General features: G+C 52.3%; 20 protein-coding genes, 4 tRNA genes and 1 riboswitch. Of the genes, 15 read left to right on the top strand and 9 right to left on the bottom strand.

The window, feature by feature from the left end; genetic code table 11:
* Positions 1–1172, top strand: a 1172-nt coding sequence (locus tag EFB02_RS07960; RefSeq protein ID WP_122821030.1) for a recombinase family protein, incomplete at its 5' end; no start/stop codon positions are given.
* 246 nt (positions 1173–1418) lie between these two features.
* Here the strand turns inward: EFB02_RS07960 and EFB02_RS07955 are convergent.
* Positions 1419–1492, bottom strand: a tRNA-Gly gene (locus tag EFB02_RS07955).
* Between the two features lie 74 nt (positions 1493–1566).
* Between EFB02_RS07955 and EFB02_RS07950 the strand changes: the two genes are divergently transcribed.
* The 4 genes from EFB02_RS07950 to EFB02_RS07935 all read left to right on the top strand — a co-directional run bounded on the left by EFB02_RS07950 (position 1567) and on the right by EFB02_RS07935 (position 3804).
* Positions 1567–1640 (top strand) — tRNA-Pro (locus EFB02_RS07950).
* Positions 1641–1806: 166 nt separating this feature from the next.
* Positions 1807–2178, top strand: a complete 372-nt coding sequence (locus EFB02_RS07945; RefSeq protein ID WP_122821029.1) for a GntR family transcriptional regulator — start codon at positions 1807–1809, stop codon at positions 2176–2178.
* A 64-nt stretch (positions 2179–2242) separates the two neighbouring features.
* Positions 2243–2980, top strand: a complete 738-nt coding sequence (locus tag EFB02_RS07940) for an ABC transporter ATP-binding protein (RefSeq protein ID WP_122821065.1) — start codon at positions 2243–2245, stop codon at positions 2978–2980.
* Complete coding sequence (locus EFB02_RS07935) at positions 2977–3804, top strand: hypothetical protein (protein WP_122821028.1); 828 nt, start codon at positions 2977–2979, stop codon at positions 3802–3804. Before EFB02_RS07940 ends, EFB02_RS07935 begins: the two co-directional genes overlap by 4 nt.
* A 129-nt stretch (positions 3805–3933) precedes the next feature.
* On the opposite strand, the gene rpmF is transcribed toward EFB02_RS07935, so the two are convergent.
* On the bottom strand, positions 3934–4116 hold the full coding sequence (rpmF, locus tag EFB02_RS07930; protein WP_071128449.1) for a 50S ribosomal protein L32: 183 nt from the start codon (positions 4114–4116) through the stop codon (positions 3934–3936).
* A gap of 212 nt (positions 4117–4328) precedes the next feature.
* Here rpmF and EFB02_RS07925 point away from each other — a divergent pair, with 212 nt between their 5' ends.
* The 4 genes from EFB02_RS07925 (at position 4329) to EFB02_RS07910 (ending at position 8273) form a co-directional block, all read left to right on the top strand.
* Positions 4329–4958, top strand: coding sequence for a YigZ family protein (locus EFB02_RS07925; protein ID WP_122821027.1), 630 nt, complete (start codon positions 4329–4331; stop codon positions 4956–4958).
* Between the two features lie 397 nt (positions 4959–5355).
* Positions 5356–6291, top strand: coding sequence for a cysteine synthase A (cysK, locus tag EFB02_RS07920; protein WP_122821026.1), 936 nt, complete (start codon positions 5356–5358; stop codon positions 6289–6291).
* Positions 6292–6300: 9 nt separating this feature from the next.
* Positions 6301–6885, top strand: a complete 585-nt coding sequence (gene cysE, locus EFB02_RS07915; RefSeq protein WP_122821025.1) for a serine O-acetyltransferase — start codon at positions 6301–6303, stop codon at positions 6883–6885.
* 110 nt (positions 6886–6995) lie between these two features.
* Positions 6996–8273 carry a M18 family aminopeptidase gene (locus EFB02_RS07910; RefSeq protein ID WP_122821024.1) on the top strand — a complete coding sequence of 426 codons (1278 nt, stop codon included), beginning with the start codon at positions 6996–6998 and terminating at the stop codon, positions 8271–8273.
* 7 nt (positions 8274–8280) lie between these two features.
* On the opposite strand, the gene EFB02_RS07905 is transcribed toward EFB02_RS07910, so the two are convergent.
* Positions 8281–8355: transfer RNA gene (locus EFB02_RS07905), tRNA-Val, on the bottom strand.
* A gap of 65 nt (positions 8356–8420) precedes the next feature.
* Positions 8421–8522, top strand: a riboswitch (TPP riboswitch).
* Positions 8523–8539: 17 nt separating this feature from the next.
* Here EFB02_RS07905 and EFB02_RS07900 point away from each other — a divergent pair.
* From EFB02_RS07900 to EFB02_RS07880, 5 genes are read left to right on the top strand one after another with little or no spacing between them, the layout of a single operon-like run.
* Complete coding sequence (locus EFB02_RS07900) at positions 8540–9673, top strand: phosphotransferase enzyme family protein (RefSeq protein ID WP_122821023.1); 1134 nt, start codon at positions 8540–8542, stop codon at positions 9671–9673.
* Positions 9661–10692 carry an ABC transporter substrate-binding protein gene (locus EFB02_RS07895; RefSeq protein WP_160115399.1) on the top strand — a complete coding sequence of 344 codons (1032 nt, stop codon included), beginning with the start codon at positions 9661–9663 and terminating at the stop codon, positions 10690–10692. The genes EFB02_RS07900 and EFB02_RS07895 overlap by 13 nt, the downstream gene beginning before the upstream one ends.
* Positions 10689–11438 carry an ABC transporter permease gene (locus tag EFB02_RS07890; RefSeq protein ID WP_122821021.1) on the top strand — a complete coding sequence of 250 codons (750 nt, stop codon included), beginning with the start codon at positions 10689–10691 and terminating at the stop codon, positions 11436–11438. Before EFB02_RS07895 ends, EFB02_RS07890 begins: the two co-directional genes overlap by 4 nt.
* Positions 11435–12232, top strand: coding sequence for an ABC transporter ATP-binding protein (locus EFB02_RS07885; RefSeq protein ID WP_122821020.1), 798 nt, complete (start codon positions 11435–11437; stop codon positions 12230–12232). Before EFB02_RS07890 ends, EFB02_RS07885 begins: the two co-directional genes overlap by 4 nt.
* A gap of 2 nt (positions 12233–12234) precedes the next feature.
* The gene (locus tag EFB02_RS07880; RefSeq protein ID WP_122821019.1) at positions 12235–13149 is read left to right on the top strand and encodes an ABC transporter substrate-binding protein; all 915 of its coding nucleotides are present in this window, start codon (positions 12235–12237) and stop codon (positions 13147–13149) included.
* A 102-nt stretch (positions 13150–13251) separates the two neighbouring features.
* Here the strand turns inward: EFB02_RS07880 and EFB02_RS07875 are convergent, their stop codons facing one another.
* The 3 genes from EFB02_RS07875 to uvrB form a co-directional block, all read right to left on the bottom strand.
* Entirely contained in the window at positions 13252–14274 is a 1023-nt protein-coding gene (locus EFB02_RS07875) for a TerC/Alx family metal homeostasis membrane protein (protein ID WP_122821018.1), read from the bottom strand.
* Positions 14275–14397: 123 nt separating this feature from the next.
* Positions 14398–16941 (bottom strand): HAD-IC family P-type ATPase, encoded by a 2544-nt coding sequence (locus EFB02_RS07870; protein ID WP_234992791.1) that lies wholly within the window; start codon positions 16939–16941, stop codon positions 14398–14400.
* Positions 16938–19031: an excinuclease ABC subunit UvrB gene (gene uvrB, locus EFB02_RS07865; RefSeq protein WP_234992790.1), complete on the bottom strand. Its 2094-nt coding sequence runs from the start codon at positions 19029–19031 to the stop codon at positions 16938–16940. The genes EFB02_RS07870 and uvrB overlap by 4 nt, the downstream gene beginning before the upstream one ends.
* Positions 19032–19152: 121 nt before the next feature.
* Here uvrB and EFB02_RS07860 point away from each other — a divergent pair.
* Positions 19153–19226: transfer RNA gene (locus EFB02_RS07860), tRNA-Pro, on the top strand.
* A 426-nt stretch (positions 19227–19652) separates the two neighbouring features.
* Here the strand turns inward: EFB02_RS07860 and EFB02_RS07855 are convergent.
* The 3 genes from EFB02_RS07855 to EFB02_RS07845 are packed head-to-tail and all read right to left on the bottom strand — an operon-like array spanning position 19653 to position 21717.
* Positions 19653–20549: an FAD:protein FMN transferase gene (locus tag EFB02_RS07855; protein WP_122821017.1), complete on the bottom strand. Its 897-nt coding sequence runs from the start codon at positions 20547–20549 to the stop codon at positions 19653–19655.
* 6 nt (positions 20550–20555) lie between these two features.
* Complete coding sequence (locus EFB02_RS07850; protein WP_071128458.1) at positions 20556–20984, bottom strand: FMN-binding protein; 429 nt, start codon at positions 20982–20984, stop codon at positions 20556–20558.
* Entirely contained in the window at positions 20977–21717 is a 741-nt protein-coding gene (locus tag EFB02_RS07845; RefSeq protein WP_234992789.1) for an ABC transporter ATP-binding protein, read from the bottom strand. Before EFB02_RS07845 ends, EFB02_RS07850 begins: the two co-directional genes overlap by 8 nt.
* Positions 21718–21723: the final 6 nt, after the last annotated feature.

Raw genomic sequence — 21723 nt, 5'->3', positions numbered from 1 at the left:
AGACCCTTAAGAGCGCTCTTGATAACTCGGCTACCAGTTTTGGGGAAAATGATTCTCGAACGAAGAATTGGCAGATTCAGCTCAATAACGCCCAGGCGACTTTGAATGGTCTTGAGGGTGAGCTTAACGGAAAAGTCATGGTGCCATACTCCTCACTACTGGGTTACAAGAAAGGCGCCGACGGCAACCTAGTCATCGACGAAACCCAGGCACCAACCGTACGCCTGATCTATCAGCTATTCTTGTCTGGCTTGTCGATCACCGAAATCCGCAAAGAACTACAGCACCGTGGCATTTTGACTCCTCGCGGTAAAACTAAATGGTCTACCTCAACCGTGCGCTCCATTTTGTCGAACGAAAAATACAAAGGAGATGCGCTCTTACAGAAGACGTTCACTGCTGGCTTTTTAACCAAACGCATCGAAGAAAACCAAGGACAACTCCCCCAGTACTACGTGACCGGCAACCACGAACCCATCATCGATCCGAAAGTCTGGGACCAGGTTCAATACGAACTCGCCACCCGCCACGCGACCAACACCGCCAAAATCGGACTATTTTCCAGCCGCCTAAAATGCGCAGATTGCGGATCCTGGTACGGACGCAAAACCTGGGCATCCAACACTAAATACAAACACACGATCTGGCGATGCAACCACAAATACGACCATCCCCGTCCCTGCCAGACCGCTACTTTGCGTGATCAGCAAATACAGACCGCGTTTCTTTCCGCACTGGGCCAGCTCTCTAAAAACTATCGCGGGAAAGATCACCTACCACAAGCCATCACCGAAATGTTCAATACCAACCAGCTCGAGGCAGAATCCAGCCGCCTAGATGACAAGATCCGCGTTCTTGCCAACCAGATCGAAGAGCTGATCGGAGAGAATCAACGCCGAGCGCAAGACCAAGAACAATACCTCGCCAAATACACCCAACTAGACGCGAAATACCAGAAAACACTCGCAGAAAAACACGCCATTGACGCGCAGATAGCAGCTAAAAACGCCAAAGCCACCGCGATCAAAACCGCCTACTCCCCGCTAGCTAACAAACCCATCGAGCACTTCCAGCCCTGTCAATGGAACGCCCTAATCGACCACGCCATCATCGGCGCAAACCAAATCCGGTTCATTTTTAGAACCGGGAAAGAAATAACGGTCAATCTTTAATCCCACACCCTAAACACGGCTAGAGCACCAGACTCGAACCGACACAGCTAGAACAGCGTTATTTGCGAGTCAGGGAGGCCATTTTTCATCTCCGTTAGCGAGTTAAACCCCAAAATCCTATCCGAACAGGGAAAACATGACACTAGGTAACGCAAAACCCAAACCCGCTAAGGCAAGCGATTTTTCACACCCCCCTAAGCGATACTCGCTAACGCAAAAGGGTACTTATCAAATCCGACGTCTAAGTGGAGCGAGTGACGGGAATCGAACCCGCATGACCAGCTTGGAAGGCTGGGGCTCTACCATTGAGCTACACTCGCAAGTGGCTTTCGCTTCGAGTTAACGGAAGCCGCGAAAAACAGTGTAACCTATTAGAGGTCAGAAAAAAAACTGACGGGGCGTGGCGCAGTTTGGTAGCGCACCTGCTTTGGGAGCAGGGGGTCGCAGGTTCAAATCCTGTCGCCCCGACTCTGCGATCTCCCGCGACATATGTCCGCGTATGTCGCGGGATTTTTCCTATTCCTACCCCAGTTCACCCCCCACCGAAAAACAAATCTGTATTAGCCGCTTGACACAGCCACCCCAATAAAGTTACTGTATTACTACATTGATACAGAAACGGAAAGGAGGGGACATGGAACTGAACTCAGCAATTCCAATTTGGAGCCAATTGCGTGATGAGTTTTCTCGTCGGATAACTTCTGGAAGCTGGCCGCCAGGGAGCAAGATTCCCAGCGTGCGCGACCTCGCGCAAATGGTAGGAGCCAACCCGAATACGGTACAGCGCGCCCTATCAGAACTAGAGCGCGAAGGACTGGCAGTATCAGAGCGCACCGCCGGACGATTCGTAACCCAAGACCAGGACAAGATCTGGCTTACTCGCCAAAAAATATTCCTGGAGCATGCCAACCAGTTCGCCGCCACCATGAAAAAAGCTGGCGCTACCCTACCCCAAACACTCGACTTAGTAGAAAAACAATGGAAGAAGGGAAAATCTCATGACTGAAAATCAGTTAAATCAGTTCCCAACGCCTCCGGCTTCCAGGCCGGACGAAAGCCCCCAGCAATTTATGGGGGTGACCCCTGCAAACGAGCATACGCAAACGCAGACACTTCCTCCCGCTATCGAAATAAAGGGGGTGTCGAAGTTCTACGGTTCCCAGATCGGGCTGACCAACGCCAACTTAACCCTGCCCAGCGGGGGCATAGTCGGGCTCCTGGGGCCAAACGGGTGCGGAAAAACCACCCTAATGAAAATCTTGGCTGGGGTAATGCAGGATTACGAGGGAGAAGTCCGGCTTTTCGGGAAAACTCCCGGAGCCGAGACCAAAGCTTTTACCTCCTACCTACCCGACAGCTCATTATTGGCAGACAATCTCACCCCGCGCGCCGCAATCCGCCAATACCAGGATTTCTTTACTGACTTCGATTCCGCGAAAGCCTACGAAATGGTAGATTTTTTCCGTCTGCCAGCCGACCGGAAGCTATCTGCCATGTCCAAGGGTATGCGCGAAAAGCTACAAGTCGCGCTAATTATGTCGCGAAATGCGCACGTCTATCTGCTAGACGAGCCCATTAGCGGAGTCGATCCAGCGGCCCGGGACGTGATCTTGCGGGCAGTTATTTCCCGGTTTAACCCTCAGGCAGTAATGCTGCTATCGACCCACCTGATTAACGACGTGGAATCCATAGTCTCTACTGCGGTATTCATGTCCGCAGGACAAGTATTTTTAACCGGAGACGCAGATCAACTCCGCAGCACCTATCAAACCAGTCTGGATGGACTCTTTAGGGGGATGTACCGATGATTACTAAAATAATGAAACATGATTTCCTGGCGCTACGTAAACCCTTAGGAATCACTGTAGCTGTGGCAATAGGTACCGTCCTGTTATCTGCGATAGCCATGGTGATCTTACGTAACGGCATCGGGATCTTCCTAGTATTTCTAGCTTTCCTAGGACTGCTAGCCGCCTACCTGGTTTATTCAATAATCCTTTTGGTTCATTATTACCGTTCTATGTATGGAAAAACCGGGTATTTCACCATGTCGATCCCGGCTCGTCCTATCGAGCTATTTTGGGCAAAAAGTATCTTCAACCTCTTAAGTTTGTGCTTCTTTGCACTACTGTTTTTTGGCGGAGGATTACTGTTGATCACAGCTGCGTTTTTGGGTGACGCTACTGGCTCCGGTCTTAAATCCTTCTTCACAACCACAGAGGTCTGGCAAGTAGCTTTTCTGGTTCTAACGACCCTACTACTATCCTCCATTGTCAGTGTTTTCTGCTACCAGTTCATAGTTACTGCTGGCAACGCTAGACCTTTCCTGGATCGGTTTGGAAAAATTGGCGGCCCGATACTAGTGGCGGTGCTACTCTACGTGGGAATGCAAATTATTAGCTTCCTACTACTTGCAGTCCCCGGACAGATGATATTTTTTGCCCCCAACGCCCCGTTTATCTCTTTCGATTGGGGAAGCCCCCTCTTCGACCAGGTACTTCCCTCCAATGACCCCCAGATCGTGGAGCCACCGGTAATTTCGATCTGGTGGCTACTCGTCACCACCATCCTTACGATAGTCGCGGGTTATCTCACCGCTAAACTCCTGAAGAAAGGTACTTCCCTACGCTAAGGAACGTGAAAGACAGAAGATCCCTCGGTATCCTCCGAGGGATCTTCCTTAGGAAAGCATAAAACCTAAAACCATAAACGAAAGCCCCTAGCAGGAAATCTGCTAGGGGCTTTTTCTTAAATTCGAGTTTTACTCGAAATCGTCTGCCGGGCTGTACAGTCCCAGCTTTACCGCTTTGGTCAGGTGACGAGGTGCCACATAGGAACGTCCATCATTGCCCTTGACCGTAGTAAGCTGGGGTGCCTTGGCTTTCCAAGCAGACCGCCGAGTGCGGGTATTCGCACGAGACATTTTGCGCTTTGGTACTGCCATCACGGACTCCTCTACCTAATACAAATACAAAATAACCTCTATAACTGTGCCATTTATGGCGGAAAGATTCCAGTTTCAACCATGTGATTTGCCTCGCGAGCACTCTATTTCAAGTTACACACAGAAAGAAAAGCAGTTTTTCCTAAGGCATGCTTGCGTTAAACCTAAAAGGTATTATCCTCCCCCGCTTAGGAAATAGATAGGATCAAGCTATGCGCACTATCTATGGCTCTGCTCGTAGCGAAAGCGAGATTAAACGTTCCCGTTTTATCTCCTCCCTAGCACGTACTGATAGTGAGCAGGCCGCCCGCGAGTTTATCTCCCAGGTTCGCCGCGAGTTTCCCGACGCCCGCCACCACTGCACCGCTTTTCTTATCCACCAGGATACTGGGCCAGACACTACCCGCAGTAGCGATGATGGGGAGCCCGCGGGAACTGCCGGGAACCCAATGCTAAAGGTGCTAACAGAATCAGGATTAACCAATGTAACCTGTGTGGTTACCCGCTATTTCGGGGGTACAAAACTGGGAACCGGCGGACTAGTACGAGCTTATTCCCAGGCAGTGAAACAGGTTTTGGAGGCTGCTCAAACCGTACGAATCGTTACCCAGCCTTCCTACCGGCTACATTTACCAATCGGGGAAGCCGGAAAGATTGAGGGAAAACTGACCCAAAACGGTTACCAGATCCTCGCGCGTGACTTTGCCCAGGATGCTACCTTGCGTTTTACTGCCCGGCCTAAGACCACCCAATCAGAGATTGAAAGCTACTTGTCGAGCATTAGCGGGCGGGAAATCAGCGTACAGATGGCACCGGATATTACTTGCGAACTACCAGAATAATCGCATCCCCGCCAAATATCTTTAACAGACCTTGCCGTTAGCTTGCTTAGGCAAGAAAGTAACGCTGCTATCATTTTTAACCCCGCGGTTATTTATTCCCCAGATAGGAGCATTTTATTCTCCAGCCGCCATCTCCAAATTTTACTGTGCGCATAAAAGTTGCACCCCTAAAACCGAAGATGTTACAACTTGAAGCAGCAAAGTTTTCCCGACAGATTGGAGAGGCAAATGTGTTTTCCCGCCGTCTCTAGCTGTCGTCTATGTATCTAGGGACACCCCGCCGACCGCTCAGGCGCGGGTTGTCCCTCGGGGCAACAAAGCATTTTTATGCCCCGTCCCTAAATCTTTTATAGCTGGCTTTCCAGCATTTCTCACCACTAATTTTTTAAGGATAAATATGAATATCGCGAAAGATGTAACCGAACTAGTAGGCCATACTCCCCTAGTTAAAATCAATCACCTGCTGCCAGGTGATTTTTCCGGCGAAGTAATCGCTAAAGTTGAATCTTTCAACCCTGCGTCCTCGGTAAAAGACCGGGTTGCTTTAGCCATGGTAAATGCCGCCGAAGCCTCCGGAAAGTTAAAACCCGGCGGCACGATTGTGGAATCTACCTCTGGAAATACCGGGGTGGCACTAGCGATGGTGGGAGCTGCCCGCGGCTACAAAGTGGTAATTACCATGCCCGAATCCATGTCTAAAGAACGCCGCGCCCTGATGCGTGCCTTCGGAGCCGAACTGGTACTGACCCCGGCAGCAGCAGGAATGCAAGGCACCGTGGATGCCGCCCAAAAAGTGGTAGCCGAAAGGGAAGGAGCTATTTTGGCTTCCCAGTTCACTAACCCCGCTAATCCTTTAGCTCACTACAAACGCACGGCGGAAGAAATCTGGGCAGATAGCGACGGCAAAGTTGATGTTTTTATTGCCGGAATCGGAACCGGGGGCACTGTTACCGGAGTAGGCCGACGCCTAAAGGAGCTAAACCCCGACATCCAGATTTTCGGAATCGAACCTGCCGAATCTGCACTGCTCACTACGGGAGAGGCCGGAGCACATGGGATTCAAGGAATCGGGGCAAACTTTGTTCCCGATATCTTGGATTCTTCGGTGCTAACTAAGGTACTCACAGTTAAAACTGAGGACGCTATCGCAATGGCACGAAAAGCCGCCGCAAAAGAGGGGCTGCTCGTGGGGATTTCTGCCGGTGCAGCCTTGGCGGGAGCGTTGCGTTTAGCACAGCGCCCTGATATGAAAGGTAAACGTATAGTGACTTTACTGCCCGATACTGGCGAACGGTACCTAAGTACCCCACTGTTTAAAGATTTGATGCACTAGGAGCTAAAAATGGCGGAGCCGGAACCGACTTTAATTCAACTGTGTAAAGAGGATCTAGCAGCAGCTATTAATTCGGATCCGGCTGCCCGCAACAGGCTGGAGGTAGCGCTAACCTACCCCGGGGTGCACGCAGTCTGGGCCTATCGCTTGGCTCATATGCTGTTTAAGAAAAACTTCAAATTACTGGCCAGGATAGTTTCTTCGATTGCACGTAGCTATACCGGAGTAGATATTCACCCCGGAGCTCGCCTAGGGCGACGCCTGTTCATCGACCATGCCAATGGGGTGGTAATCGGGGAAACCACCAAGATCGGCACCGATTGCGTACTATTTCACCAGGTCACCTTGGGTGGGGTGTCTATGTCTAAAGGCAAGCGTCACCCCACCCTAGGGGATCGGGTGATGGTAGGAGCCGGCGCGAAAGTGCTCGGTCCTATCCAGGTAGGTTCTGATGCACGCATCGCTGCCAATGCAGTGGTAGTTCGCGATGTTCCCGCGGGGTGTTCTGCCATCGGGGTACCGGCACGAGTCTCTCCAGGTTGTAAACAGCAAAAGACAGCCGAACTGATTATCGACCCCACCTTGTTCATCTAGAAAACAAGGGCACTCGCCAACACAACCTAAAGGCGAAACCCCGGGAAATAAACTAACCCGAGTTATACGGGGCAGGAAAAATTTTTCCCTCCCACCCCTAAGATAAAACTATGACAAGTTTTGATTTGGAAACCTACACCCAAGGTTTAACTGAATTTATTTCCGCTTCTCCCTGCGCCACTTTTGCCGCATGCACTCTGACCGAAATATACAGCTCCCAGGGGTTTAAACCAGTTGACCCTACCCAAGCTTGGCCACAAAGTCCCGGACGCTATTATTTACGCCGTAAAGGCGCCCTCATTGCCTGGATTGTACCGGAAGCCTCCCCCAAAGGTTTCCGGATTATCGGTAGCCACACCGATTCTCCTGCTTTCAAACTAAAACCCACCCCCGATAGTTTCAGCCCTGATAGCTGGGGGCAGCTCAACGTAGAAGTTTATGGAGGCATGCTCCCTAACTCTTGGTTAAACCGAGAACTAGGAATCGCCGGAATCATTTATGACCGCTCTGGAGGGTGCCACTTGGTGCGTACCCAAGCGATCGCTACTATCCCCCAACTAGCTCCCCACTTAGATCGGGAATCAGCTAACGAACTTACACTTGACCGACAACAACACCTGCGTCCCCTCTGGTATATAGGGGGATCCCCACGCGCAATTCTGGACGTAGTTGCCCAGGAAGCGGGACTTAGCGGTGCCGCTGAGATATCTAGTCACGAGCTTTATACTTTCGATACCCACGCCCCGCAACGGCTAGGAATTGAGAGAGAGTTTCTAGCCTCAGCCCGTCAAGATAATTTATTGTCGCTCTATAGCTCCACCCAGGCGTTATTGAAACTGGCTGAAACAGATTTTCCGGGAGAAAATATATTAATTAGCGCGGCTTTTGACCATGAGGAAGTAGGTTCCCACACCGAAACCGGAGCCGCTGGGCCGCTGCTAGAACAGGTGCTGCGCCGCTGTGCCCGCGCCACGGGTGGGGTGGAAGCCTTTGAACGGATGTTGGCTGCATCCTCGTGCCTATCCGCCGATGTTGCCCACTCGGTAAACCCCAACTACCCCGAAAAACATGACCCCGATACCCGGCCGGTGATGGGAGCCGGACCGGTACTCAAGCTCAACGCCTCACAACGTTACGCCACCGATGCGGCAGGCTGGCATATTTGGGAGGACGCGGCACAGATGAGCGGAGTTAAAACCCAACGTTTTGTCTCAAACAACGCCGTCACCTGCGGGTCAACTATTGCCCCCATGACTGCTACCCTTCTGGGAATCACCACTATTGACGTGGGAGTACCGATTCTATCTATGCATGCTGCCCGGGAAATATGCGCCCTGGGAGACCAGGTGGAGATGGCGAAAATAATGCAAGCTTACCTGCAGAAATAACTATTAGTGGTGGGCCATACTGGTTTCGAACCAGTGACCTCTTCCGTGTGAAGGAAGCGCGCTACCCCTGCGCCAATGGCCCTTGAACTGAAACCACGTTACCGGATTTTGGGGGCGCAATCCAAATCCGCCGATCCTCTGGTAGGCTACTTCTAGCACGGGAGCTTTCAAGCTGAGAGGAAGCAAAACGCTTCGACCGTTACACCTGATCCAGATAATGCTGGCGCAGGGAGCTGGTTCACCTGTGCGCACATAAGGAGGCACAGATGGATCGCGAACAACAGTTGAAAGTAGTAAATAACCAGTGGCCACCCCTAACTGCTAGTCAAGCTACCGAAGTCCTGACTCAAATCCCCGAGTTTCGCGAGGAGCGAATCGCGAGTCTTTCTCCTTCTTCTCGCCCCATGGCCGCCGCCTGCCTGGTAAAAACCGCCAGCGGCAAGCAAGTATTTTTAAAGCGCTACCATCACAATTTGGTCAGCGAAAACGAGCTGGAAGCTAAACACTCTTTCGTTAATCAACTCGCGGAAAACAATTTTCCCACCCCACGGTTTTTCTACTTTACCCCTGCGAAAAGCACCCTAGCTGCGGGAGAATGGATCTTCGAAGCCTCACAAGGAGCACAGGGGCAAGACCGCTACCGCCAGCTACGCTCCTGGCTACCTCCCAAAACTAGCGAAGAAGCCGTACAAATGGGGCGCTTAGCCGCGCGGCTACGCATTGCCAGCCAAAAAATTAAATCGCACCCCCTGGATCCCGCCCCCTATCAAAATAGGATAGAACTCCTACTGGGAGACCCATTGCCGAAGTTAGCAGACTTCTTAAACGTCCATCCGGTGCTTGCTTCCTACCTGAAAGCAAGCAGACTGGATCTAGCAGGCGCATTAGAGCCTTTGCGACCTTTAGCCAATATTCTTGCTCCCCTGGCTAATAGCCCCCGCTATTTCACCCACGGCGACTTGCACGTTTCCAATACTTTTTGGGAAGGAAATGAAATATCTTCCCTCATTGATTTCGGGCTCGCTTGCCCGAATCCGCCACTTTTTGACCTGGCAGTTCTACTTGAACGCCACAGTATCGACTGGATCAGTATTACCGAAGGTAAAACTGATAGCTATTGGCCAGAAGTGGCCGGAAATCTACTACGTGGCTACGGTGAAATCTGGCGGTTAACAGAAGCTGAAACCGAAATGCTCGGGGCTCTCATCGCGCTTTGCAACGCCGAATTTTCCCTGACAGCAATGGAGTATGACCTGTTGGCTCCAATTGAGCCACAGATTAAAGACTGGGCCTGGAACATCGGTTTCCAGGGTCATAGCCAATGGTTCCTCACCGAACCAGGCAAAAAATATCTATCCATCATCAACCAACTAGCGAAAGAAAGAGTATGCGAAAAATAGCTACCGCGTTAGCCTGCACTCTAGCCCTAACTCTGGCGGGGTGTTCTACCGGATCAAATTCAGCAACCAAAACACCCGAGGTAAAGAAAACATCGGTTATTTTAGACTGGACTCCCAACACTAACCACACCGGGATTTACGTAGCCCAAGAAAAAGGTTTTTACCGGGAAGCCGGATTAAATGTAAAGGTAGTGCCTTTTTCTAAGAGTGGCGTGGAATCGGTAATGGCCGCTAAAGGCGCCGATTTCGGGTTCTCAGGAACCGACTCGATTGCCTCGGCAAAAGCCTCTAACCTGGGGATTAAAATGGTATTCAACCTGCAACCAAAATCTTCTTATATGGTGGGATTTTTAGATAAAGCCGATATTCAACGTCCCCGTGACTTAGATGGTAAAACCCTCGCTGATTTTGGGGGCGGGTTTCAACACATTGCCACCAGGATGCTGATTCAAAAGGACGGTGGCAAAGGAGAATTCAAGAAAGTAGTCGCCGGCGCCCAGACCCTGCAAGCAGTAGAACAAGAACGTGCCGACTTTGCAGAACTCCTATCTACCTGGGAAGGGATTGAAGCCGAACAGAGCGGGTATAAGCTACGCTACTTTGATTACGGAAAGTTTGGTATTCCCACCACCCCAGCTCTCCTGGGAATTTCTACCCGAGAAGAGCTAATAAAGAAAGACCCGAAACTGGTGCGTGCTTTCGTGCAAGCCACCCAGAAAGGCTACCAGTGGGCTATTGACCATCCACAAGAAGCCGCCCAGATTTTAGTCAAAGCGAACCCGCAGGCAAAGTTAGATTCAAAACTAGCTGAGGCCTCACAGGCATTATTATCTAAAGAGTATTGGCCAGATGCCACTGGAGGGGTTGGCCATGCCGATATGAATAAGTGGCAAAGCTACCTGGACTTCATTATCGAGCAAAAGCTAGTTTACGACGGGGATGGAAAACCCTACACGCAAAAGATTTCCGCCCCCGAGGTAGTAACCAACGAGTTCCTAGCTAAGACCAGCAGTAAATGAAAAATCACTCGCGTCTAGTCGCCGTCGGCCTTGTCCTTTTATCCCTGGCATTATGGGAAGCTATTTGCCGTTTGGGGCAAGTTAACCCCAAGCTATTGCCTGCCCCCAGCGTAATTTTTAGATCCGGGATAGAGGATTGGCCGGCGGCCTCGCTAGCCACGCAAGTAACCTTGCTAGAAGTATTGGCAGGTACCTCGCTAGCAATTATTTGCGGAGTAGTTATCTCTTTCTTCCTGTGGAGTGCGAAAACTTTCGGAAAAGCAGTTATGCCCCTGTTGGTAATCTCGCAAACCATACCGATAGTGGCCATCGCTCCCCTGCTGATTATCTGGTTCGGTTTTGGCGCAACCTCTAAAATCTTGCTCGTAGCATTATTCGGGATTTTTCCGATTATCGTGGCTTTTTCTAAAGGACTTACTGCTCCTTCTCGTGACCAGATTGACGTGGCACGCTCCCTAGGAGCCTCCCCCACCTGGATCTTCGTCCATCTGAGAATGCCCGCTGCTATGGGAGATTTCATTACCGGATTGAGAATAGCAGTCACCTATGGCCCGGCCACCGCCGCTACCGCCGAGTTTGTAGGGGCAGAAAATGGCTTAGGGATTTATCTACTCACCGCCCAAGGATCTTTCCGGACAGAATTAGTGTTCTTTGGAGCTGGAATCTTGACCCTAATGACCTTGGTAGCCTATCTGCTGGTAGAACTGGCTGAACGAGTCTTGATCCCCTGGAAGAAGGCAAAATGAGCCTACTAGAAATATCAGCCGTAACGAAAAAATTTACCACCCCGCCACTGACCGCCCTGGAGCAGGTGGGGATGAACATCAGTGAAGGAACAGTAACTGCCCTGGTAGGTCCCTCAGGTTGTGGTAAATCTACCCTACTGCGCATAATCGCCGGTCTCACCTCCCCCAATCAGGGAAAAATCTCTTGGTCAGTACCGAATCCCCTGGTTGCGCTTATGCCGCAACGCGATGGGTTATTTTCTTGGAACACTATCGAAGATAATGTGGCTCTGCCGCTACGTATCCGGGGAGTGCCTCGCCGGAAAGCCCGCGAGCGCGCCCGTGCCCTCCTCACCCAGTTCGAGCTGCAACAATTTTGCCGCGCCTACCCGGCACAACTTTCCGGAGGGATGCGTTCGCGAGTAGCCTTCTTACGCACGATGCTGGCTGAACCAACCTTAGTCGCTTTAGATGAACCTTTCGGGGCTCTCGATCAAATAACCCGTTCGCAAATGCAACGTTGGCTCTGGCAAGCTACCCATACCCAAGGATTAACTCTGCTATTGGTAACCCATGATATTGCCGAAGCAGCCACCCTAGCTGACCGGGTACTGGTAATGTCAGAGCGGCCGGGTAGAATTATCGCTGATATTAAGATTGAGCTTCCTGAACGTGCAGAGTTTTTAGCGACAGAGTCACCGAAATCTGCTAATGCATTAATTCATGGGGCAGGTCTGCGCACCACCCCGAATTTTGTTAAAGCCTATAAAGAAATTGAAAGTGCCCTGTGGGGCAAAGAAAAAAATAGGGAGTAGAAATGGAATTAACCCGAATTCGCATGGAATATGTAGTTACTTGGCCTAATCATGCGGGTCTATTCGTGGCTCGTAAAAAAGGCTGGTATCAAGAGGGAGGCTTAGATGTTGACATCTCATGGGATGGTTTTGACCGGGGAACTCCGGCGCAACTAGCCGCCAAAGGAGAGTTCCAGTTTGCCTCCATTAGATTAGGGGAATTGCTAGAGACCCGACATAGCGATCACCCCTTCGTAGCCGTCGCTACTTTCAATCAAAACCAGTTAGGTGGGGTAATTACTCGTGAGGAAACCGGGATTCGTCGTTTTCGAGATTTAGAAGGTAAAACTGTATCTATTCCGCCGGTTGCACGTCTCAAGCAGATGGTAGTGGAAGCTGTAGAGAAAGATGGCGGCGATTTTTCTAAAGTTAATGTCGTTGATCCGGGAGTATTCGAACCGGATATTCGCGCAATTGAAAAGGGGAAATATGACGCCCTCTTCAATGTGTTGGGTTGGGAAGCTTACCAGGGCAGTAAACCCTTCTCCGGGGTCGTGCAACTCTCCTTCGATGAAGTAGGGGTTACTCCCCACCACGCCTATTTCTTATGTGTGGAGGAAAGCTATCTGCGGAGCCACGAGGATCAGGTGCGAGCATTCCTGGCAGCAACCAGCCGCGGATACGATTTTGCTCGCGATAATCAGCCAGAAACCGTCGATATCATGGCTTCTACTATGTGTGCTAGTGAAGAGGATGTATTGACTGCATCCCTGGCCTATATGGCTCCCTCGTGGCATGCGCCCTCGGGACGCTGGGGAGAAATGGATGCAGAAACAGTACGTTCCTATACCAATTGGATGAGCGAAAACGGCTTCACCACCGCTAGCCTAGCGGACGTGGAAGGAGCCTACACCAACGCTTATCTCCCGGAAAAGTAGAATCAGCGGATATAGATTTCGGCTCGGGTACCTGAGTTTTAGGGCAAAACTACTAGGTATCCGAGCCGAATTTTTTTGCTAATTAGTACGCTTGAGGATTAGTCACTGATGGCGCCGGGAATACCAGATCGAGAGTAGCGCGGTACCTACCAAAACGATCAGAATATAGCCCATGGAAAAACCGATAGAGGGCTCCGGAATTACCTGCCCCCATTTCTCCATTCCCCAGAAGGGAGCTTCGTGAGCGGCATGGATAATCAGTTTCACCCCGATGAATCCCAGGATTAGAGCCAGGCCGTAATGCAGGAACGCGAGGCGTTCTAATAGCCCATCTATTAGGAAGAATAGCTGCCGTAGTCCCATAAGAGAGAAGGCAGTAGCCGCAAACACGATAAAGGGGTGCTTCGTGAGCCCAAAGATTGCGGGGATGGAATCAAAAGCGAACATTAGATCTGCAGATCCAATCGCCATGATTACCAGGAACATGGGGGTTACGTAGGTTTTTCCGCGGTGTCGATAGAGCAGTTTCGCTTCCCGGAAGCCTTCAGAAACTGGCAGCACCCGACGTACCAGTGAGGTGAATTTGTTTTCCTGGTATCCCTCGCTAGACTCGCTCGTCTCTTCGCTAGTAATACCTTCTCTGGCCTGACTAATCGCGGTGTAGATCAAGAACAGTCCAAATAGATAAAAGATCCAGGCAAACTCGTTTATTAAAGCCGCGCCGATCAGAATAAACGCAAGCCGCAGTACCATCGAGATCACTATTCCCAGCATGATTACTTTTTGCTGGTAGGCACGGGGAACCTTGAACCCGTTCAAAATGATGATGAAAACAAATAAGTTGTCCAGCGACAATGACCATTCGGTGATCCAACCCGCCCAGTACTCAGCTGCCAGATTCAAATCCCATTGCAGCCAAACCACCAACCCAAAAGCGGCAGCAATCGCCATGTAGATACCTGACCAGATAGCGGCCTCTTTAATGGTAGGTTCGTGGGCTTTGCGGACATGTCCGCGAAAATCGATAACCAATAAAACCAGAATAATCACTGCCAGTAGCAGCCAATTCCACCAGTGAATTACCTCGTGACCAGGGGTAGCATTGAGCGCAGGCACCAGACCCATGCAGCGTTCTCCATTTCGTTGCTGTTATGCCAAGGTCTTCTTCCGCCGTTTCCGGCCCAACCAGCCGGGCAAATTTGCCGTGATGACGGCTGGTTTGTTAATGGAAGTACTCCCCTTCCGCGATTACCTTCTTATTCTAACGTGTTTTAGTCGCAACCCCGAACCGTGGTCTGGCCAATGCTGCCGTTCCCATCTGCTGCCAATAACTGCCAGCCCCGATAGAGAAATCAGGCTGCAAATGGCAACCACCAACCAGTGCGATAAGCTGAGGAGCTCTAAGGCAAAGAATTCTCGCACTATCGGCACCGTAATCGCCGTGATCACCAAGGCAATCATGGCGGCTACTAATCCTCCGCGCCAACTGTGTAGCGGTTGTGACAATATCGCCAGCAACCCTAGAGCCCCGATAGCTAAGACAATGGTAGCCACCGAGGTTGCGGCCTCGGTACGCCCTATCCACAGGTAGGCACCGATAGAGGTGGCGGCGCACAGCAGCCCCGCCGGTAACGCCAGTTGTCCCACCCGACGCAAGAAACCGGGGCGATAACGCCGATTGGAAGGAGCGAGCGCCAAGAAAAACGCGGGGATTCCGATGGTGGTGGAAGATATGAGAGTTAGGTGCCGGGGAAGATAGGGGTAACGTATCCCCAAAATCCCCACTACCAGCGCCAACAGGGCAGCGTAGGTTGTTTTTGATAAAAATAGGGTGGAGACCCGCTCCATATTTCCCAGTACGCGGCGACCTTCTCTAAGCACCTGCGGCAAGGTAGAAAATTTGGAATCAATGAGGACGGCCTTCGCCGCTGACTTGGTGGCTTGGGCGGCGTTACCCATTGCAATCCCCAAATCCGCGTCTTTAAGGGCCAGAGCATCATTGACTCCGTCCCCGGTCATCGCCACGGTTTTTCCGGTTTTCTGCAAGGCTTGTACCAGGGCGCGTTTTTGTTCCGGAGTCACCCGCCCAAATACGGAATGTCTTTTCAGAATTTCAGCAATCCCTTCCGCGTCTTCCGGTAGCTTTCGGGCGTCAAATCCTTCAGTCTGAATCCCCACTCTCCCAGCCAGAGCCGCTACTGTCTGCGGATTATCCCCGGAAATAATCAGGACTTTTACCCCCTCTTGGCGGAAAAATTCCAGGGTTTGCGCCGCATCGTCGCGGAGACGTTCAGCTAACACTATTAACGCGCTTAACTGTAAACCGGCAGGCAACGCAGGGTTCTCTGGCGACATCTTTTCTTTGTTACTGTGCGCCAAGGCCAACACCCTCGCGCCTTGCCCCGCCCAGGTTCCGGTTTGTTCTTGGGTTTGAGTGTCGGTAGCCAGCACAATTTCGGGAGCCCCCAGCACCCAGGTATCTCCCGCACTGACTACCGCTGACCATTTGCGGGCAGAATCAAAGGGCACTAGCTGCGCATGTTCAATATCCGAAGGTAATTTTTCAAGGTCGCCAGCTAGACGCTCATAGATGGCTGCTGAAGTGTCATTTTCGCCTTCCTTAGTCAAAGCCGCCAGGGCAGCTTGCGCTTGTCCGTGAAGAGCGCCAGCGGGGACTAACTCTTCTTTGCCCGGTAGTACGAAGCCGCGTGCCCCTATCTCGCCGGTTGTGAGGGTGCCGGTTTTATCTAGGCAGAGGGTATCGACCCTGGCCAAAACTTCGACTGCCGGCAACTCTTGCATTAGTACCCCTTGGCGCACCAGTTTTAAGGAGGCGGCCGCAAAGTTAATGGACGTGAGCAGCACCAGCCCCTGAGGAATCATCCCTACGATTCCGGCAACCACCGCCACCACCAGCGGACCGATATTGCCCCAGTTAACTTCATCCACTCCCCCCAGGTTACGAATTTGTGCCACCGCCAGCAGGGCTATCACCAGTGGCAAGCAATAGGTAATAACCTTCAAGATTTTGTTAACGCCCGTTGCCAGCTCCGAATGCGCCATTTTGAATTTTCGCACCTGCATAGCCATATCGTTAGCCCAGGACTGGCTGCCTACCGCAGATACTTTTACATATCCGTCACCGGCCACTACCGCTGCACCAGAAAAAACTTCTTCGCCGGTTTCTCTGGCACACGGAACTGACTCTCCGGTGAGGTTGGACTCGTCCAGGTAGATTCCGCTGGTGGCTACTATTTCCCCATCAGCAGGTACCTGGTCACCACGCCGCAAATGCAGCAAGTCGCCTTGCACAATCTCGCGGGGAGAAATTTCTTTTTCTACCCCATCGCGCACCACCATTACCGGATTTTCTTGCAAAATACTGATTTTCTCTAGCACACGCTTAGCGCGAAGTTCAGAAACAATGCCGGTCAGGGCATTAACCACCATCACAATCCCAAAAACTGCGTCTGCCCAATGCCCAAAAATCAAAGTGACCACGATACAGGCGCTGAGGATCACGTTAAACAGAGTGAACACATTAGCGCGCAGAATTTGTCGCACAGTGTGAGTGACTCGCGGAGCGAATTGGTTGGCCAGCCCGGCCGCTTGTAGTTTCGCAACCTCGGCTTTGCTCAGTCCCGACAGCAAAATGCTTGACCTACTGTCATCGTCCTGCCCTCTCTTCGTAGTTGCGGGCTCGATTACCTGTTTATCTGCGGCGCTCGAGCCTGAGGGGGTTGCCCGGTTACCAAAAGTAAAATGATGATTCGTCTGTCCCGCCTTCCTCAATTCGCCTCCTGCATTTGCCGCAATTCTTTCTTTAACTCTCGTACTTCATCGCGAAGCCGCGCTGCCACCTCGAACTGCAGCTGTCGGGCAGCTTCTTGCATTTGCCCAGTTAACTCCGCTATCAAGGCCGCGAGATTAGCTTCGTTTTTATCTGCCAAGCGTTCGCGCACGTCCTGGTTGGTCTGTCGGCGAGTTTGGGCATCTGGACCACTACCTGCCCCTCGATATCCGGTGCCAAGCAAAGACTCAGTATCAATTTCTTCGCGTGCCAACATATCGGTAACATCCGCGATTTTTTTGCGTAAGGGCTGGGGGTCAATCCCGTGTTCCCGATTGTAGGAAAGCTGCTTTTCCCGCCGACGCTCGGTTTCCTCTATCGCCGCCCGCATAGAATCAGTAACCTGGTCAGCATACATATGGACTTCCCCGGAGACGTTACGGGCAGCACGCCCTATGGTTTGAATCAGGGAGGTAGTCGAACGCAAAAATCCTTCCTTATCGGCATCCAAAATCGAAACTAAAGACACCTCTGGTAGATCTAGGCCTTCTCGCAGCAGGTTAATCCCAACTAGCACATTAAAACGCCCTAGCCGCAGTTCCCGCAACAGCTCTACCCGCCGCAAAGTATCCACATCGGAATGCAGATATTCCACCAACACTCCCCGCTCAGCCAGGTATTCAGTCAGGTCTTCCGCCATCTTTTTGGTTAAAGTAGTAACCAAGACCCGCTCGTTCTTCTCACTGCGCACCAAGATTTCTTCCATCAGGTCATCGATTTGCCCCGCAGTCGGTTTAACTACGATCTTCGGGTCAACGAGGCCGGTGGGGCGAATGATTTGTTCGACTACCCCATCGGAACGTTCCAATTCATAGGGACCGGGCGTGGCCGATAGATAAACGGTTTGCCCGATCCGTTCTTGAAATTCTTCCCATTTCAAAGGACGGTTATCCATCGCCGAGGGCAGGCGAAAGCCGTAATCGACCAGGGTGCGTTTACGGGACATATCCCCATGGAACATGGCTCCAATCTGGGGAACCGTGACGTGGGATTCATCGATTACCAGCAGGAAGTCTTCGGGGAAATAGTCGAGGAGGGTGTTGGGAGGGCTTCCGGGTCCGCGCCCATCAATATGGCGAGAATAGTTTTCGATACCCGCGCAGGTGCCTATCTCCCGCATCATTTCTAGGTCATAGGCGGTGCGCATCTGTAAGCGCTGTTCTTCTAGGAGTTTTCCCTGTTCGTGGAAGTATTTCAGCCGTTGCCCTAGTTCGTCTTCAATTCCGTCCAAGGCGCGCTGCATCCGCTCCGGTCCGGCTACATAGTGAGAAGCAGGGAAAATAAAGACGGATTCCTCTTCCTCAATAACTTCCCCAGTGATGGGATGCAGAGTGGCCAGGGAATCAATTTCATCCCCGAACATTTCGATCCGGATCGCCATTTCCTCGTACATGGGGATGATATCGATAGTGTCTCCGCGCACCCTAAAAGTTCCCCGCGTAAACGCCATATCGTTGCGCGTGTATTGCATGGTGATAAAGCGTTTCAGTAATTCATTACGCTCTATTTGCATTCCCACTTCTAAGGGCACCATCCGTGCCACATATTCTTGGGGTGTGCCCAGGCCGTAGATGCAGGAAACCGAAGACACCACGATCACGTCTCGGCGAGTCAGCAAAGAGTTAGTGGCAGAGTGTCGCAGCCGCTCGACCTCGTCGTTTATAGAAGAATCTTTTTCGATATAGGTATCGGACTGGGGTACGTAGGCTTCTGGCTGATAATAGTCATAGTAGGAAACGAAGTATTCCACCGCGTTATCGGGGAACAGTTCCCGCAGTTCCGCCGCCATTTGGGCGGCCAGAGTCTTATTGGGCTCCATTATCAAAGTGGGACGCTGTACCTGCTCTACCAGCCAGGCGGAGGTCGCCGATTTTCCGGTCCCGGTTGCCCCCAGCAGGACGATGTCTTTTTCTCCGTCGTTAATCCGCTGGGTGAGTTCCGCAATCGCCTGCGGTTGATCCCCAGACGGCTGATAGGGCGCCTGCACTTTAAAAGGCTTCTTAGCGCGCCGCAGATCCAGTTGCTCACTCACGTCCCCCAGTCTACTAGGGGCGGAGGCACTAAGGAGGGTAGCGAGGACGCGGTAAGCGTTAAGAATCACGTCTTGGTGATTTGCTGGAAACTAGCTGCCCCCGATAAACTCGGGGAGGTAACGGGCTGTGGCGCAGTTTGGTAGCGCACTTGACTGGGGGTCAAGGGGTCGCAGGTTCAAATCCTGTCAGCCCGACAAATGCGCTGGTAAAATACTGTTTAGGGCAACAGGATTTCCAGCTAAATAGTAAATCTACTCTCAAAACCACTCTCATTACCCGAAAAATTAAGATGCTTTTCCCACATGGTGGGTGTTATGGATGGGTGATTTTGGGTATTAACCCGGTTTTGGAGGTGATTACAGCTCCAGTTCATTCACCTTCTGTTGGACAGCAGCACGGGCGCGAATCGCGTCTAATGCCTCCTGCTTCTCTAGCGTGAGCGCTTCGCCTCGCTGAGCTTGCTTCTGCTGCTTGCGCGGTTTTCAACAGGGCGGATTGTGACCCGACTGGAATCGCAAGGTATCAAAGTTTCACCGCAAAGCGTGAATCATTTTTAGGTCTGATGTTCGAAGCTCATATGTTTTACCCGTGCCGCCGGGTCGCACAAGCCCGTTGCGGCGTCAGTCCGGCAACACGGGGCTCAGTGGCAACGGTTCGGGCAAATCCATTGTGATACTCAACTGTAACGCGGAGTCGGCAAACACCCTCCCGTTGGAAGTCATCGCGAGGGCGCGATACGCCCCACCCAGAACGCCCTTCTGAGTCAAATCGTGCAGCAGGGGGGTTCCTCCCGCAATCAGCGCGGTAGAGAGAGCCTCGCAACTCATCGCGTCAGGTCCCACCACAAGTGCCGCACAAATATCGGTAAACGCGAGCTGCCCGTCCAGACCGCGAATGTGGCTGCGCACCAGACTGGGGACAATCTGGGTTTGCGGCAGCATTGAATTAGAGAGGGACTCGTTTTCTATCTGCAGGTCTCCCAAGAATTCCCGGCCTGTCCAGGGAGATTGCACTCTGATGATGGCTCGGCGGTCCGGCGCCACAATCGACGAACCCCCGAAGGACACCAAGATGCCGCTACCCCCTGATTCTTGAATGAGAGAAGCCAGATGCGCAGCCGCGTAACCTTTCGCGATACCTCCCAAATCTAGGCCCCCAGCCCCCACACCGTCGGTGAGACGAGCCTGCTCGCCCCGCAACTGCAGCGTTTCGGCGTCCCAGCCCAGGCACGGAAATAGTTTAAAAAAACCCCCGGTACGCTGCGCCCATTCCTGAGCAGCCCCAAACACCGCGGCACAGTGCGGCCCGACATCCCTCCACTCGGTATCCAAGCGGCTCACGGGAGAATCTGCCCGAAACCGCGACAGGTCATCCTCCAACTGCGCTACCCTTTGCGGCAGACTCACCCGGAGGACCTCCGCGACCTGGGGAGTGCTGCGCCACGATGCCGACACCAGCGTCCCCATCGCCGCAAAGGTAATAGTGGTTTCTCCTGGTGGAGTCGGCGCGAGGTACACGAACGCCTACTTTTGCGCTGCTTCCATAGCCGTCTGAACCGCATCGAGGAACAGCCGATGTGACAACGATGCCCCGGACACCCTATCGACCTTATTTTGATCCCCGGTCTTCTGGAACTGCTGCACATAACGCTGTTCAGCGCTGATAGCGGCTTGGGCGCGCTGGTAAAACTCCGTGTCTATCCCGCCGCTAGCGGTTTTCCCGTAATTTTCGTCATGTGCCGTCCCGTCTTTGTCATAGAGACGAAACTCAGCGTCAACCACCTGACCGTTCTTAATCGTAAACTGAACTTTACCGACCGTACCGTCCTCGTCGGGCAGCGAGCTGCCCGCGTATTGCCCGTCCGGCAAGGTCGACGCCGCTGGGTAAGACCCGCAGCCACTGAGGGCGACCATGCCGATTGCGAGTAGCGCCCCCGCGGTCGCTTTACGCATCGTTTCCTCCCGTCTCAAGCATTTGTGGGTCACATTTTTCTGCGGTTTGCGATTGGTTGTGGACTTCTCTGACGATTTTCCCGTGTTCCAAAATGATTTGGCGCTGCCCTTGCCGAGCAACGTTGGCATCATGGGTGACGACCAGCAGGGTGGTGCCCTCCCGATGCAGCTGCGAAAAGAAGTCGATAACGATGTTTTCGTTTGCCTCGTCGAGGTTTCCGGTCGGTTCGTCGGCCAGGATGACGGAGGGGTGGTTGATGAGGGCACGAGCCACGCACACGCGCTGCTGCTCCCCTCCAGACAGTTCATGAGGGAGGTGGGTGGCGCGAGCGGACATGCCCACCCGGTCTAGTGCCTCCATCGCCTCGGCTTCATCGGGGAGGGAATGGTAGTACTGGGCCATCATCACGTTTTCTACCGCCGAGAGGTGCTTTACCAGGTGGAACTGTTGAAAGATGAGGCCAATCTTGCGGCGACGCACCGCGGCCAATTCCAGTTCACCCATTTTGTCCAGACGCTCGCCCTCCAGGTAAACCAGTCCTTCGGTGGGGGAATCCAGACAGCCCAGAATGTTCATCAAAGTTGACTTGCCCGAACCGGACGGCCCCACTACCGAGAGCCACTCGCCGCGAGTTATGTCGAGGCTGACATTATCCAGCGCCGCCAACTCGCCGTATTTTCGAGACACCTGCTCAACTCGATAAATCAATTGTTCATCATTATTATCTGCCATAGCATT

This window comes from Varibaculum vaginae (assembly GCF_900604285.1).
Taxonomy (GTDB): domain Bacteria; phylum Actinomycetota; class Actinomycetes; order Actinomycetales; family Actinomycetaceae; genus Varibaculum; species Varibaculum vaginae.
Note: the sequence above shows the minus strand (reverse complement) of the source record. Positions and strands in the feature narration are given on the sequence as shown.

Excerpts from the sequence above, each read along its gene's own strand:
- EFB02_RS07945 (WP_122821029.1), top strand. The coding sequence starts at position 1,807 with ATGGAACTGAACTCAGCAATTCCAATTTGGAGCCAATTGCGTGATGAG.
- EFB02_RS07940 (WP_122821065.1), top strand. The coding sequence starts at position 2,243 with ATGGGGGTGACCCCTGCAAACGAGCATACGCAAACGCAGACACTTCCT.
- EFB02_RS07935 (WP_122821028.1), top strand. The coding sequence starts at position 2,977 with ATGATTACTAAAATAATGAAACATGATTTCCTGGCGCTACGTAAACCC.
- rpmF (WP_071128449.1), bottom strand. The coding sequence starts at position 4,116 with ATGGCAGTACCAAAGCGCAAAATGTCTCGTGCGAATACCCGCACTCGG.
- EFB02_RS07925 (WP_122821027.1), top strand. The coding sequence starts at position 4,329 with ATGCGCACTATCTATGGCTCTGCTCGTAGCGAAAGCGAGATTAAACGT.
- cysK (WP_122821026.1), top strand. The coding sequence starts at position 5,356 with ATGAATATCGCGAAAGATGTAACCGAACTAGTAGGCCATACTCCCCTA.
- cysE (WP_122821025.1), top strand. The coding sequence starts at position 6,301 with ATGGCGGAGCCGGAACCGACTTTAATTCAACTGTGTAAAGAGGATCTA.
- EFB02_RS07910 (WP_122821024.1), top strand. The coding sequence starts at position 6,996 with ATGACAAGTTTTGATTTGGAAACCTACACCCAAGGTTTAACTGAATTT.
- EFB02_RS07900 (WP_122821023.1), top strand. The coding sequence starts at position 8,540 with ATGGATCGCGAACAACAGTTGAAAGTAGTAAATAACCAGTGGCCACCC.
- EFB02_RS07895 (WP_160115399.1), top strand. The coding sequence starts at position 9,661 with ATGCGAAAAATAGCTACCGCGTTAGCCTGCACTCTAGCCCTAACTCTG.
- EFB02_RS07890 (WP_122821021.1), top strand. The coding sequence starts at position 10,689 with ATGAAAAATCACTCGCGTCTAGTCGCCGTCGGCCTTGTCCTTTTATCC.
- EFB02_RS07885 (WP_122821020.1), top strand. The coding sequence starts at position 11,435 with ATGAGCCTACTAGAAATATCAGCCGTAACGAAAAAATTTACCACCCCG.
- EFB02_RS07880 (WP_122821019.1), top strand. The coding sequence starts at position 12,235 with ATGGAATTAACCCGAATTCGCATGGAATATGTAGTTACTTGGCCTAAT.
- EFB02_RS07875 (WP_122821018.1), bottom strand. The coding sequence starts at position 14,274 with ATGGGTCTGGTGCCTGCGCTCAATGCTACCCCTGGTCACGAGGTAATT.
- EFB02_RS07850 (WP_071128458.1), bottom strand. The coding sequence starts at position 20,984 with ATGCGTAAAGCGACCGCGGGGGCGCTACTCGCAATCGGCATGGTCGCC.
- EFB02_RS07845 (WP_234992789.1), bottom strand. The coding sequence starts at position 21,717 with ATGGCAGATAATAATGATGAACAATTGATTTATCGAGTTGAGCAGGTG.